Origin of the sequence: Bartonella sp. W8167, from assembly GCF_016100335.1 — a bacterium.
Lineage (GTDB): Bacteria > Pseudomonadota > Alphaproteobacteria > Rhizobiales > Rhizobiaceae > Bartonella > Bartonella apis.
The window spans coordinates 85,434-99,096 of the sequence record NZ_JACFSQ010000002.1 but is presented as its reverse complement, the minus strand read 5'-3'; the positions used below and the strand labels follow the sequence as shown (position 1 = coordinate 99,096).

The 13,663-nt window shown below is 46.2% G+C and carries 9 protein-coding genes, 1 tRNA gene and 1 riboswitch; of the genes, 4 read left to right on the top strand and 6 right to left on the bottom strand.

Annotation, left to right across the window (positions count from 1 at the left end; all coding sequences use genetic code 11):
- The first annotated feature begins 651 nt into the window (after positions 1-651).
- The gene (locus tag H3V12_RS07160; RefSeq protein ID WP_198214084.1) at positions 652-1,683 is read left to right on the top strand and encodes a cell wall hydrolase; all 1,032 of its coding nucleotides are present in this window, start codon (positions 652-654) and stop codon (positions 1,681-1,683) included.
- 491 nt (positions 1,684-2,174) lie between these two features.
- Here H3V12_RS07160 and H3V12_RS07155 read toward each other — a convergent pair whose 3' ends face one another.
- From H3V12_RS07155 to H3V12_RS07145, 3 genes are all read right to left on the bottom strand, one after another.
- The gene (locus H3V12_RS07155) at positions 2,175-4,514 is read right to left on the bottom strand and encodes a membrane-bound PQQ-dependent dehydrogenase, glucose/quinate/shikimate family (RefSeq protein WP_246787525.1); all 2,340 of its coding nucleotides are present in this window, start codon (positions 4,512-4,514) and stop codon (positions 2,175-2,177) included.
- A gap of 404 nt (positions 4,515-4,918) precedes the next feature.
- Positions 4,919-4,992: transfer RNA gene (locus tag H3V12_RS07150), tRNA-Gly, on the bottom strand.
- A gap of 55 nt (positions 4,993-5,047) precedes the next feature.
- Positions 5,048-6,145: a 2'-deoxycytidine 5'-triphosphate deaminase gene (locus H3V12_RS07145; RefSeq protein WP_198214348.1), complete on the bottom strand. Its 1,098-nt coding sequence runs from the start codon at positions 6,143-6,145 to the stop codon at positions 5,048-5,050.
- A gap of 85 nt (positions 6,146-6,230) precedes the next feature.
- Positions 6,231-6,266, top strand: a riboswitch (SAM riboswitch).
- A 170-nt stretch (positions 6,267-6,436) separates the two neighbouring features.
- On the opposite strand from H3V12_RS07145, the gene H3V12_RS07140 reads away from it, so the two are divergent.
- From H3V12_RS07140 to H3V12_RS07130, 3 genes are all read left to right on the top strand, one after another.
- A complete protein-coding gene (locus tag H3V12_RS07140; RefSeq protein ID WP_077970205.1) occupies positions 6,437-7,630 on the top strand; it encodes an O-succinylhomoserine sulfhydrylase in 1,194 nt (397 codons plus the stop codon).
- A gap of 169 nt (positions 7,631-7,799) precedes the next feature.
- The gene (gene mutL, locus H3V12_RS07135; protein WP_198214080.1) at positions 7,800-9,665 is read left to right on the top strand and encodes a DNA mismatch repair endonuclease MutL; all 1,866 of its coding nucleotides are present in this window, start codon (positions 7,800-7,802) and stop codon (positions 9,663-9,665) included.
- 518 nt (positions 9,666-10,183) lie between these two features.
- Positions 10,184-10,423, top strand: a complete 240-nt coding sequence (locus tag H3V12_RS07130) for a DUF2093 domain-containing protein (RefSeq protein ID WP_075869960.1) — start codon at positions 10,184-10,186, stop codon at positions 10,421-10,423.
- 64 nt (positions 10,424-10,487) lie between these two features.
- Here H3V12_RS07130 and lpxK read toward each other — a convergent pair whose 3' ends face one another.
- From lpxK to H3V12_RS07115, 3 genes are read right to left on the bottom strand one after another with little or no spacing between them, the layout of a single operon-like run.
- Positions 10,488-11,510 (bottom strand): tetraacyldisaccharide 4'-kinase, encoded by a 1,023-nt coding sequence (lpxK, locus tag H3V12_RS07125; protein ID WP_198214078.1) that lies wholly within the window; start codon positions 11,508-11,510, stop codon positions 10,488-10,490.
- Positions 11,500-12,822 (bottom strand): lipid IV(A) 3-deoxy-D-manno-octulosonic acid transferase, encoded by a 1,323-nt coding sequence (waaA, locus tag H3V12_RS07120; protein ID WP_198214076.1) that lies wholly within the window; start codon positions 12,820-12,822, stop codon positions 11,500-11,502. The genes lpxK and waaA overlap by 11 nt, the downstream gene beginning before the upstream one ends.
- A gap of 10 nt (positions 12,823-12,832) precedes the next feature.
- A complete protein-coding gene (locus H3V12_RS07115) occupies positions 12,833-13,588 on the bottom strand; it encodes a lysophospholipid acyltransferase family protein (RefSeq protein ID WP_075869775.1) in 756 nt (251 codons plus the stop codon).
- Positions 13,589-13,663 lie beyond the last annotated feature (75 nt).

Below are 13,663 nucleotides of genomic sequence, written 5' to 3'. Positions count from 1 at the left end.
GTTTGCCGATGGCAAATAGGGGAATAAAAAGCAGAATTGCCTGTTTAAAACAGGGAACGCAAATAAAAAATAACAGCGAGAATGCGTAGAACGCCAATAAAGGGAAAGTAGGAAAAGTCGAAAAATCTAAAGAAAAAATGAAAAGCAATAGCCACGTGGAGAGCTCTAAAACCTAGCTAAAGCAATCGGTAAAATTGCTGTCTGACATTATCGTTTGAGGAATTCTGTGGCCGCTTTTTGAGAAAAATCAGACGTTTTGAACAATTTGTCGGTTTAGCGTTAACAATTGGTGAAGAACCACAATGACAAACTCGCGGGAAATGACCTTCAAGCAGATGAGGTGAACGTGTGTCACCGTTAAAACGGTAATAAAATAACAAACAAAAACAATATGTTAATTTGAAAATCCGGATAGAGTTCGGTTGTTTTGGATTTCCCGTTTCAATGGGTGTCTTTGCGGTTGTTCATGGGGTGCAAAAACGCGGTTAATTAATTTTAAAAGGTTTAAAGCGATAGTCATTTTCAGGGATTTTGGTTCAATAAACCGGATCGCAATGGGGGCTTAAAAAGGATTGCCTTCATTTGGCCTTTTTTTGCCCTTGTTTTTATAGGCGAGAAAGAAAACGAAACTTAAGAATGGTATTTGATAAGATGAAAAAACTCCGTTGGGCAAGTACCGCTGCAATCATGCTTGCACCGTTCATCGTTACAGGCTGTGCGTCGACCCATTTCGGTTTCGGGCATAAAAATAATAAACAGGCTTCCTTTCCCCTGACAGAGCGCACTTGCCTGATGCGGGCAATGTATTTTGAATCAAACCGTTCAAGCCGCGATGGTATGATTGCAGTCGGTACCGTCGTCATGAATCGCGTGAATTCAACTGCTTATCCGAAGACAATTTGCGGCGTTGTCGGCCAGCCCAATCAATTTGCTCCCGGTGTTTTGACCAAACCGATGACCGAGCCTGCTGCAATGGCAAGAGCCGGTGAAGCTGCTGATGCGGTATTACGTGGCGAGCGGGCGAAAAAAAGCAAGAACGCCATGTTTTTTCACACCGCCGGTTTGACATTCCCTTATAAAAACATCCATTATGTCCAGGTCGCCGGTGGCAATGCTTTTTATGAAAAGCGCGGGCGTGATGGCGAATTGCAAGTCCCGACCAATGACGCACCTTATGATGTCGCTTTTGCTTTCGCACAGGAAAAGAGCGGAAAAGCGCCCCAATTTACAACGCCGGGTCGGGGTGCCCAGCCAGTAGCGCCAAAAGCGGTTTCGGAACCGGCACCTGCACTTCCGGTCAAGACAGCGCCCGCAAGCGAACCGGTGATGATTGCACAGGCTCAACCTGTACCGGTTGAAGCCAAACCTTTTTCATCACAGAAAAGCGCTTTTACTCACCAAACCAATACGGTTGTAGCAGATGCAAAGCCGGCAGTATCCCATGCAAAGCCGGTTGAAAAAGCTCCAGAACCTTATCTACCATTCCAAACGGCTCCTACTCCTGCACCAAAACAGGTTATGGTCGCCGATGCGCATTATAATTATGCTCCGAAGCCTGCTGCACGTTCAGTTGACCATACGCAAACAGGTTCAACAACCGTCGGCTATCCCACACCATCAAAGGAAAAAGTCGATGAAATTGGTGCTATTTTACAAAAACAGGATAAGAACAAAAGGTTCTGATGAAATTTTGTGAAATAGCCTGATTGAAAGGGTATTTTTACAAGCTACTTTATGCCTCAAGCCCGCAATATTCTGCGGGCTTTTTATTAGGATTTTTGTTTTCCGGCCATTTTTACCGATTTGATTTCTAACAGCTGCTACGTTTTAAGGCCGTTAGAATATATTCAAAATGTTTTCAGCTTGGCGATGAATTTGAAGAATATTGTTTTTCCAAGGAAAAATAAGCCGAAACATTCATCTCGATATTTCTTCCAAATGAATTTTTAAAATAAAATAAATAAAAATTGAAACATAATATATATAAGAAAGATGATATTTTTAATAAACTTAAGTGTTGTTTTTAATAGTTTTATTTTTAACTTTAAAAAAATTATTGGATAAACATTAAAAATGACCCGCCACATGAAAGTGGCAGGTCCGATTTTAGCTCATTCCAACGTTGCTGATATTTGAAACGTTCGGGAAACAGAAGTTTTTGCTTCTATTAAAGCCTAGTCCTTCAAAGCATAGGCAATGACATAATCACCCCGTTTCGGGTTTTGGCGTGCACCGCCCGCAGTAATGACAATATATTGTTTGCCGGTTTTTGGTGAAATATAAGTCATCGGACCACCTTGGCTGCCGACAGGCAAACGCGATTTCCAGATTTCTTTACCTGTACGGCTATCAAAAGCACGCAAATAAAAATCTTGCGTTCCGGCAAAGAACACAAGGCCGGATTGTGTCGCTAAAGAGGGACCAAGTGTCGGCATTCCGATCGGAACAGGCACACCGAGTGCGATATTGAGCGGCCCCGTGTCCCTGACAGTGCCAACCGGAACCTGCCAAACAATTTTGCGGGTTTTGAGATCAATTGCCGACATTGTGCCAAAAGGCGGCTTCTGACAGGGGACGCCAAGCGGCGAAAGGAAGCGCATGCGCATAGCACCGAAAGGTGTTCCGGCCATGGGGACAATGCCCATTTCAATGCCGGACGCGCTTTCAGGAATATCTTTGCGCTCGACGAGATAATTCGCAAGGCCAAGGCGCATATCATTGACGAAAACATAGTTCAATGTCGGATCAATCGAGACAGATCCCCAATTCATACCACCGAGTGAACCCGGCATTTGTAATGAATAATCAAGCCCCGGCGGGGTGAAGACACCCTGATGACGCATTTTGGCAAATTCGATCCGGCATAGAAGCTTGTCGAATGGTGTCGTACCCCACATATCGGCTTCTGTTAAAGTTGCATTGCCGAATGACGGCATCCCGACAGAGAAGCGCTGTGTTGGCGAATAACGTTCACCAGCAACGTTACCCTGCGGTACCGGTTTTTCTTCAACATCCGCAATCGGTTCTCCGGTTTCACGGTTAAGCAGGAAGACCTCTCCCTGTTTGGTGACCTGAACGAGTGCCGGCACGATATTGCCATCATTATCGGGTGCGTCAAGCAGAACAGGTTGTGCGGGCGTATCAAAATCCCAAATGTCATGATGGACAAATTGGTAATGCCAACGCACTTCGCCGGTCTTCACATCGACAGCCACAACGGAAGACGAGTATTTATCGTCTTCGGCTGTGCGATAGCCTGCCCAGAAATCGGGGGTTGAATTCCCTGTCGGTAAATAGACAAGTCCGAGTTTTTCGTCATATGACATTGCCGCCCAGACATTTGGTGTTCCACGTGTATAGGTTTGCCCTTCCGGCGGAAGTCCGTGAATATCAGGATTGCCGGGATCCCAAGCCCAGACAAGATGACCATCTTTCACGTCATAGGCTCTGACAACCCCCGGCGGTTCATCAGTCGAGAAATTGTCGGCCACGCGCCCGCCGACAATGACAACATCGCCGGCAACAAGTGGTGTCGATGTTTGCTGGTAATAACCGGGTTTGACCTCACCCATACTGGCTTTAAGATCAACAGTGCCTTTATCTCCGAATTCTTCGCAAGGTTTTCCGGTTGCCGCATCAAGTGCAATGAGTCTTGCGTCTCCCGTTGGTAAAAACAGCCGTGCCTGACAAGCCGTATCGGCTTTCACAGCTTTGATTGACTGTGCCTCATGATAACCCAAGCCGCGGCAACGTTGCCAGTTCGGTCCGGTCCCGTGAGGGTCGAACATCCAGTTCTGTTTTCCGCTATCGACGTCGAATGAAAGCACCTTGCCATAGGCAGTACAAACATAAAGATTGGTGCCGATCTGTAGCGGGGTATTCTGGTCTTCTGCCCCCGAGCCGTTACTTTGGGGAATGTCACCGGTATGGGCAATCCAGGCAACATCAAGTTTTTTGATATTGGCAGGCGTTATCTGGTCTAGGGCTGCAAAGCGGCTACCATAATCGTCATTGCCCCAGTTTTTCCAGTCTTTTTGTTCATTAGCCGGTTGCACCGGTAATGCAGCTTTGGCTTTTTCTGTCGCGTGGATGACATTTTTCGGTATAAACGAACTGGCAATTGTTGCCGCCATGCCGATAAACACCAAACCGGCCAAAACGAGCGACGCCGAGCCGACGATTTTTCCCTGTTTTTGCGCCATCGGCCTATAGGCAAGCAACACCAGAAAAAGTGCCACAGACAAAGCAAAGAGGTTGGAAAATTGTTGCCAGTAATCAAACCCCGCCTCATGATAAGACCATAATGCGCTCATCACATAGATAAATGCGAAGATCCATACACTCAGACGATTGAGCCGGATCATAAACAAACCCGACAGAAGCAACAGGATACCGAGCGCCAGATAATACCATGTCCGGCTCCCGAGATAGAGGAGATACCCCCCGAGAAGAGTGAAATAGAATCCCGCCGCCAATACCAACAAGCTTAGAAGAATAACCAGACAAACAGTCATTCTTGAAGGGCCATTTTTAAACCTGATCATTTGAACATCTCACTGATTGAAAATATTTTCGGGGTTTTTTCAGATTGTTATTTTTGCCAATCCTTTGCATAAAGTCAAAACAGCGTCAATTCAGTACCCGTTCATATGAGTGTGATGAGTGATAGTTTTTATAATAAAAATGATAACAATATTTCATATATAAGATTTTTTCTTTAATTATTATTTTAATTCAATTTAAAAATAATTTTTGATTCGGTAATCAAATAGCAGATATATAACTTTTACAATTTTAAAAATAAGTAAATCTGTTTTTTTATGTTTAAAATATTCAATGGAACATATCCACATAAACAAAATATAATTAGTGAGCGGATAAATATTGAAAGAAGAGAAAGAGGCAACAGTCAAAGAGCTGGAGCGGGTAGCGGGAATCGAACCCGCGCGTTCAGCTTGGGAAGCTGACAGGCTACCATTACATCATACCCGCAAAATGCGTGACACACGGATGCAATCTTTAATGCTTTTTGTCAAGCACCCTCTCATCAAAGTGGTTTAAAATGTTTTGACAGTTTCAAGCCCTGTGCTTGGTAATTCGAGCCGAGATCACGCCCATAGAGAGATTTTGGATGCCTCAACATATGTTCATAAACGAGATGTCCGACAATTTGTCCGTGTTCGAGGATGAAGGGAACTTCATGGCTGCGCACTTCGAGAACAGCGCGCGAGCCTTTGCCACCGGCTTCATTATTGCCGAAACCGGGGTCGAAAAATCCGGCATAGTGAACGCGAAACTCTCCAATCAACGGGTCAAATGGTGTCATTTCAGCAGCAAAGAGCGGCGGGACATGAACTGCTTCGCGTGAGACGAGAATATAAAATTCGTCCGGATCAAGGATGAGAGAATGCGAACCCCGATCATAAATCGGTTCCCAAAAATCGAGCACATCTGCCACGCCCCGCTTGTCGACATCGATAACGCCGGTATGATGTTTGCCGCGATAGCCGACAAGTCCCTTGGAATTACCTGTAAGATCAATCGAAAGCCCGACACCGCTTGCAGTAATATTTGGATGCTCATCGGAAACCAGCATTTCTTTTTTGTGAAGGGCAAGAAGCTCGCTTTCATTCAAGCCGCTTTTACCTTTACGAAAACGGATTTGCGACAGTCTTGAACCGGTGCGAACAATAATAGGAAATGTACGCGGGCTTATTTCGAGATAAAGTTTTCCGTGATAACCACTGGTGACTTTATCAAATTCTTGTGCATAATCGGTTATGATACGGGTGAAAATATCCAGTCGCCCGGTTGAACTTTTCGGATTGGCAGATGCACAAAGCTCATCGGAAAGTGCGAGCGTTTCGATAAGAGGTACAATGTAGACGCAACCCGTTTCAAGTACCGCACCATTTTCGAGCTCGAATTCGTGTAGCTTGAATTGTTCAAGTTTATCAATGACTTGTTTTTCAGGTCCGGGGAGAAAAGAAGCACGGACACGATAGGCTTTTTTGCCCAACCGCAAATCGAGACTGGCCGGCTGTATCTGATCTTTGTCTAACGGGCGATACGATTTCAAAATATTATTTTCAAATAAACTTTGAATATCGCTATCTGCCAGAATGCCGCTTGAGCGTGCCATGATGACTACCTTTTACTATTTACTATTATCTCTTTAACGCGTTCACGGATTGACGCAAGCTTTTGAAGAGCATAAGGAAGGTTTATCCCGTGGTGATTTGGGCCGGCCGGCTTGCAGCCACGCTTGGGTTTATGAAATTTAAACGCATTCCGATGGCAGCGTAAAGTCATCAGTTCCAATTCCATAAAACCCTGATAAAATGCTAAAAGGCCGTAAGACCAAGCGGACTTTTGGCATCTTCTTTTTCAATCTTTACCATGACGGCAAAGGTTTTTTGATGAAAGCAGGTGACATATGACACTTAATCCGCATCGTAAATACCGTACCGCTACAGAAATGGTTCATGCGGGGACTCAACGCTCTCCTTATGGAGAAGTCTGTGAAGCGATTTATTTAACACAGGGCTTTACCTATCCGAGTGCCGAAGCAGCCGAAAGGCGTTTCGACGGAGAGGATCCGGGCTTTGTCTATTCACGTTATGCCAATCCGACCAACGATATGTTTGAAAAACGTATGTGTGCGTTGGAAGGTGCAGAAAGTGCACGCGCACTTGCTTCGGGAATGGCCGCTGTCTCGACAGCTATTTTATGTTTTGTGAAAGCGGGCGACCATTTTGTTGCAGCCCGTTCCATGTTCGGTTCATGTCGCTACATCATTGAAAAAGTCCTGCCCCGTTATGGCGTTGAAGTTTCAATCATTGATGGGCGCAAAATCGAAAATTGGGAAAAGGCGATCCGCCCCAATACACGCGGAATATTTTTTGAAACACCAGCCAATCCGACTTTGGAAATTGTCGATATCAAAGCGGTTTCGGAACTTGCCCACAAAGTTGGTGCAACTGTGATTGTCGATAATGTATTCGCAACGCCACTTTATCAAAAACCTCTCGAACTCGGCGCTGATGTCGTAGTCTATTCGACCACCAAGCACATTGACGGGCATGGGCGTTGTCTCGGTGGAATGGTTTTATCGAGTGAAGAATGGATGACAGAAAATTTTCAGGACTTCTTCCGTCATACAGGACCCGGAATGAGCCCCTATGTCGCTTGGCTCATGTTGAAAAGTCTCGAAACGCTTCCGCTGCGTGTTGAGGAAATGACACGCTCGGCAGCAAAACTTGCCGATTTTATCAGCGGGCATAAGGCAGTTGCGAAATGTGTTTATCCCGGACGTGACGACCACCCGCAAAGAGATATTATAAAAAAACAGATGACGGGCGGTTCGACAATGATTGCCTTTGAATTGAAGGGTGGCAAAAAAGCTGCTTTTTCCTTTTGCAATCATCTGACAATTCCGCTTATTTCAAATAATCTTGGAGATACACGCTCCATCATGACGCATCCCGCAACCACAACCCACCAGAGCATCGGCCCCGAAGCACGTGCCGAACTTGGCATCAGTGACGGATTGTTGCGTTTTTCGGTTGGTCTCGAAGATGTTGACGATTTGTTGGAAGATGTCGAACAGGCATTGAACGCAACACTCTGATAAATACATTATCCGGATCGTTCAAAATATTTACGGCGCGAGCTTTTTTAAAAGGCTTGCGCTTTTTTTAATATGGCCTCAATCAAGATAATTCATTCAAGGGGGATAATGCCGGAGCACAAATGTGCTTTTGCTATACGTCGGTTTATAAATTGGCTATAAAGGCTTCATGACAATACATCATCTCAGTGAAACCGTAATTAACCAGATTGCAGCGGGCGAAGTGATAGAGCGTCCGGCAAGTGTGGTTAAAGAACTCGTCGAAAATGCTATTGATGCCGGTGCAACACGGATAGAAATTGTGACGGCAGGTGGAGGCAAAAGCCTGATCCGCGTGTCCGATAACGGGTGCGGTATTGCCGAGGACGAACTTGAACTGGCAATTTCGCGCCATTGCACATCCAAACTTGACAATGATGTTCACGACATTCATTCACTTGGATTTCGCGGTGAAGCTTTGCCGTCAATCGGGTCGGTTTCAAAGTTGAAACTGGTGTCACGCACAGCTTCTTCGGAACATGCGGCTGAAATTGTTGTCAATGCCGGACATGTTGATGGGCCGCGTCCCGCAGCCGGTAATGCGGGAACAATTGTTGAGGTGCGTGATCTTTTTTACGTCACACCGGCGCGTCTCAAATTCATGAAAACTGACCGTGCCGAAGCCAATGCAATAACCGATATTGTCAAACGGATTGCCATTGCATTTCCGAATGTCCGTTTTTCGCTTTCCGGTACAGATCGCTCGATGCTTGACTATCCCGCGACCGGTACAGGTGAAGAGGCACAATTACAGCGCATCACCCAAATTATGGGAAAAGATTTTGCCCCCAACGTTATTACTCTTGACGCGGTAAGAGAGAGCGTGGAGCTCAAAGGCTTTGCAGGCATACCGTCATTCAATCGGGGTAACAGTCTTCATCAGTTTGCTTATGTGAACGGCCGACCGGTGCGCGATAAGTTGATATTTGGCGCCATTCGCGGGGCTTATGCCGATGCAATGACGCGCGACCGCTATTCGATTTGTGTGCTTTTCATCAATCTTCCTCCGTCTGATGTCGATGTCAATGTCCATCCGGCAAAGGCCGACGTGCGTTTTCGTGATCAGGGGTTAGTGCGCGGGCTTATTGTCGGCGGTATCCGTGAGGCTTTAAGTCATGCCGGCATTCACCCTGCAACGACGGGGGCGGACGCCATGCTTAAAAGCTTTCGTCCCGATGGTGTGCCAACTTCATCATCTGTTCCGCCGCACCAGACCTATTATAATAACGGAGCTTTTTCCTATAATTCATATTCAAGAGCGCCGGTGCCGCCAGCAGCGCAAATGGTCAACCAACCGCTTTATAGAACACCTTCATCAGGCTTCAATGAAGACTATGGAAATGTGCTAGGCGATCTTGATCAACCGACGACAGATAGCCGTCCGGCGATGGAAATTCCAACTGTCGAGGAACAGCGTTTTCCCCTTGGTGCAGCACGCGCTCAAATCCATAAAAACTATATCATTGCCCAAACTGAAGACAGCCTCATTATCGTCGATCAACATGCAGCACATGAGCGGCTGGTTTACGAGGCTTTGAAAAAGGCACTCTATTCCAAGCCTTTGCCGTCCCAAATGTTGCTTATTCCCGAAATTGTGGAATTGCCGGAAGAAGATGCAACTCGCCTATTGACGCATGCAGAAACGCTGCAAAAGTTCGGTTTGAAAATTGAACCCTTCGGCCCCGGTGCCGTCGCAGTTCGCGAAACGCCAGCAATGCTTGGCGAAGTGGATGTCAAAGGCCTTATTGCCGATTTGGCCGATGAAGCAGCCGATTATGATACCACAAACGGGCTTAAAGCTATGCTTGATTATGTTGCGGCAACCATGGCCTGCCACGGTTCGGTGCGTTCCGGCCGCCTGTTGCGTGCGGAAGAAATGAATGCGCTTTTACGCCAGATGGAGGCAACCCCGGGTTCGGGAACCTGTAATCACGGACGCCCGACCTATGTCGAGCTGAAGCTTACCGATATTGAAAGATTGTTCGGCCGCCGTTGATTGTTTTAGTTGAAAGGCTGCGGGCGTCTGTTCGTAACCGTTGCTTAAAAACAGATAGTTTTGAATGAACAAAGCCGGTGTGCAGGTTTGTGTGTCAATTTTATGCGCCGGAAAAACGCTTAGCGCACGGAATTATGCGGCTGAATTAAACCGGAAATGCTTCGGTTGATCGATTTCCGGTGCTTTTCCTGAAAAACAGGTTTGCTTTTCGGTTTCCCGTGAAGTCATTTAATTCATTGATATGGTTTTCCTCTCGTAACAAAAACCGTCCAGTCTCCGGTTTTGAAAGTTTGTGCCGGATAGGTGCGAAAAGCTTGAACGAGAAAAAATTCGAACGAAAACAAAAAGCTTTTAGATCGGGTAATGGATGGAGAAGATAAAAAGTGAACTTTTTCAAAAGTACGATATGTTTGAACGACTATCAATAGTTTCGTGAGCAAAGGATTTAAGGCTTTTATAGTTTTCTCTAACGCTTTATAATCATCGCCGATAAGCAATCTGAAAGGTTTAGAATAATGATGTTTCCCGGTGGTGAACGCGAGGCGCAACTCCATTATCTGAGTGGCGATTATGAGGTTTTAACACACGGAACCTATGTTTTATGTGCAATTACAGGCGAGAAAATTCCGCTGGACGAGCTAAGATATTGGAGTGCACCACGTCAGGAAGCTTATGCAAGTTGCGAAATTTCCTATCGCCGCGAACTTGAATGCGATCCCCGTTTACGTAAGCTTTTAGGTACAACGCTTAAAAAATAAGCGTTATTTATAGTTTATGAATTCAGTTTAAAGAAAAGCGCCCATATAAGGCGCTTTTTGATTTTTATTCTTTGTTGGAGCGGTTTTTGAACGCCTCAAGTGTTTCATTTATCCGTTGCTCACAAAAATCCGGATCATCAAATTGAACTTCGACATCAAACACAACAAGATTTTCAAGCTTCTTGTCTTGTCCATCGGTTTTTAAACGGGCAAAATCTTTTGCGGTGGTTGCAATAAAAAGGTGTTTTGCCTTTGCCGAGCCGATAATGTCATCAAGATCGAAATCTGTATAAAAATGATGGTCGGCAAAAACCCGTGTTTGTTCAACTTTCCCATCCAATTCTCCAATCGAACGGAAAAATTTTTGCGGATTTCCTATGCCTGCAAAGGCGAGAAACTTTTTGCCTGAAACAGCATCGGTGGCAGAAGGCACAAGATGGGCAAAGTTTAAAGGTTTTGCTGCACGGGCGGCCATATGGATAACTTCGTTACCTTTGTCGCCATTGCCAATCATCAGCACACCATCGGTATAGGCAAGTTGGGTTACAAGCGGTGCACGGAGCGGTCCCGCCGGAAAGACCGCATTGTTCCCCAAACCCCGCAAGCCATCCACCACCATCAGGGCATAATCGGCGAATAAACGGCGACTTTGAAAACCATCGTCCATCAGGATGAGATTGCATCCTTGTTTTTGTAAGAGTTTTGCGGCTTCAAATCTGTCGGTTGCTACAGCAACCGTTGCATGTCGGGCAAGAAGCAATGGTTCGTCACCGACTTCCCGGGCCTTGTCAAATTCGAGGTCGATGAGATGGGCACTGCGTATTTCGCCACCATAGCCACGCGAAACAATTCCCGGATTAAGACCAAGTTTTTTGGCCGCATCCGCAAGACTGATAACAACCGGAGTTTTTCCCGTTCCACCAAGCGTAAAATTGCCGACACACAAAACCGGAAGATCAATCACCGGAATATTTTCGCGTTCCATTCTACGGCGGGCAAAATAACCGTAAATCCACGAAACCGGCAATAAAAGCCAACGCATGAGTTTTTGTTCATTCCACCAGAAGTCAGGTGCCTCACCAACCATGATTGGTATCCTGATGATGAAGCTTGGCCTGCATGATCAATGGATCAATGAACGGCCGTAGCACTTTTAACGTGCGTTCGAGCGCTCCACTCATATTTGTGGCTGTATCGTAAGCCGCTTCGATCATTTCATAACGTGTCGGCTCGTGAGTCAAAAGTGTGTTGAGCTGGACGGCCAATTGCGTGGCATCTTCAACGATTCTTGCTGCATTATTTGCAAAAAATACATCGAATGTATCTTTGAAATTTTCCACATGTGGACCTGTCAGAATAGCCGATCCGAGAAGCGCCGGTTCAAGCGGATTGTGTCCACCGGTTTCTGTTAGCGACTTGCCGATAAACGAAACTTTTGCAAGTTGTAAAAATACCCCCATTTCTCCGATAGTATCAACGAGTATAATATCGGTATTCTCATCGGGCATCCGTTTTTCACTGTGTCGAATAACGTGAAGGGATTTCTTTTCAAGTTCTTCCATAATTGCGTCAGCCCGTTCGGGATGACGGGGCACAATGATCGTCAAAAGATTAGGCAGCCGTGTTTTTAATGCAAGATGAACTTCGGCAGCGATATTCTCTTCCCCCTCATGGGTGGAGATAGCCGCCCAAACCAGCCGGTTATGCAGACTTGCACGATATTGCATTAACAGATTTTTATCGGCAGACGGTGCAATGTCGGCTTTCAGATTCCCCGAGACTGCGACCGTTTTGACACCGAGTGCATGATATTGTTCGGCATCGCTTTCGCTTTGTCCGATGGCTGCATCAATCTGCCTGAAAACGTGCGAAGCGAGAGCAGGCCGCTTTTGCCATGAATGGAATGAACGGCCGGACATATGTGCGTTCACCATGACTTGCGGGATGTGACGGCGCGCAAGCCCGTTGATTCGTAATGGCCAGATTTCTGATTCGCAAACAAGTGCCAGATCAGGTTTCCAGTGATCGAGAAACCTTCTTATCGCCGGTTTAACGTCAAGTGGCGCAAATTGATGAATAACGCGGCTGCCAAAACGGTTTTCGACGAGGCTTGCAGATGTAACGGTGCCGGTTGTCAAAAGGACATTGATATGAAGTTGTAAAATACGGTCAATGAGCGGAACAAGCGCCAGTGTTTCTCCCACACTTGCGGCATGAAGCCAGATAAGTGGCCCTTCCGGCCGCTTCTTGTTTGTGCGCCCCATGCGTTCGCGTTTGCGGTGCGGGTCTTCCTTGCCGCGCGCTGCCCTCATGGAGAGATAGAAGGGAAGAAGTGGACTGATCAAGCCGCCTGCCATGCGATAGAGATAGAGTGCCGTGCGAGCCTTGAATTCCTTCATAGTGCTCCCCCTATTTCCTTTCTTTGAGGCGTTTTTCGGCCTCGTCCGTCAGACGGTTCATAATGTCGGAAAGTTCGATACGTTTTTGTTCCATAAGGTCGTCATCGGCATCTTCCGGTACATAAAACGCATCTCCCATGAGAAAGATAGAATGTCCAAATGGCAGCGGAATTACGGTTTTGTCCCAGGTTTTTTCCAAAATTTTTACATGGGAAAATGAATAGATATAGGGAACAATAGGGCGTCCGGATATTTTTGCGAGTAATATAATACCTTTGCCGGCTTCGCGCGCTTTTCCATGCGCAATATCGGCAATCATTGCGGCTGTTTTGCCTTCTTGTAATGCCCGTTTGAGAGTAAGCAATGCCCGTGCACCGCCTTTATCGGTATTTTGATGTTTTGTCCGTCCGCCCGAGCCGCGCACTGTTTCAAGACCCAGCTTTTCGCCGACCCGTGCATTGATCTCGGCATCAGCAGAGCGCGAAAACATGGCAATGATATGTTCTTTCTTGGGGCGCAAGAACGGCCCCATAATATGACGCCCATGCCAGAATGTAATAATAAACGGGTTATAGGCATCATGGGCGTTTTGCGGGTTATCCGAACCTTCAAGTCGCGGATTGGTCCAATAAACCAGACGCAGATAATTTGCCATGAGCGATACAACGATCGCTTTTGTTATGCGGGCGTTCATCAATGGATAACGGATTTTACGCCACAGGCGGTTTAAAAAGTCCGATTTTTTTTGTTTTTTCTTTTCAGTCATTCAAGTGTCGAACCAATCACTTTTAACGAAGCGGGCCGCAATCCCGTTATTGAAAATAACATGAGCCCGCGAAGG

Coding starts and splice junctions, on each gene's coding strand:
- H3V12_RS07160 (WP_198214084.1), top strand. CDS start 652: ATGAAAAAACTCCGTTGGGCAAGTACCGCTGCAATCATGCTTGCACCG.
- H3V12_RS07155 (WP_246787525.1), bottom strand. CDS start 4,514: ATGACTGTTTGTCTGGTTATTCTTCTAAGCTTGTTGGTATTGGCGGCG.
- H3V12_RS07140 (WP_077970205.1), top strand. CDS start 6,437: ATGACACTTAATCCGCATCGTAAATACCGTACCGCTACAGAAATGGTT.
- mutL (WP_198214080.1), top strand. CDS start 7,800: ATGACAATACATCATCTCAGTGAAACCGTAATTAACCAGATTGCAGCG.
- H3V12_RS07130 (WP_075869960.1), top strand. CDS start 10,184: ATGTTTCCCGGTGGTGAACGCGAGGCGCAACTCCATTATCTGAGTGGC.
- lpxK (WP_198214078.1), bottom strand. CDS start 11,510: ATGGTTGGTGAGGCACCTGACTTCTGGTGGAATGAACAAAAACTCATG.
- waaA (WP_198214076.1), bottom strand. CDS start 12,822: ATGAAGGAATTCAAGGCTCGCACGGCACTCTATCTCTATCGCATGGCA.
- H3V12_RS07115 (WP_075869775.1), bottom strand. CDS start 13,588: ATGACTGAAAAGAAAAAACAAAAAAAATCGGACTTTTTAAACCGCCTG.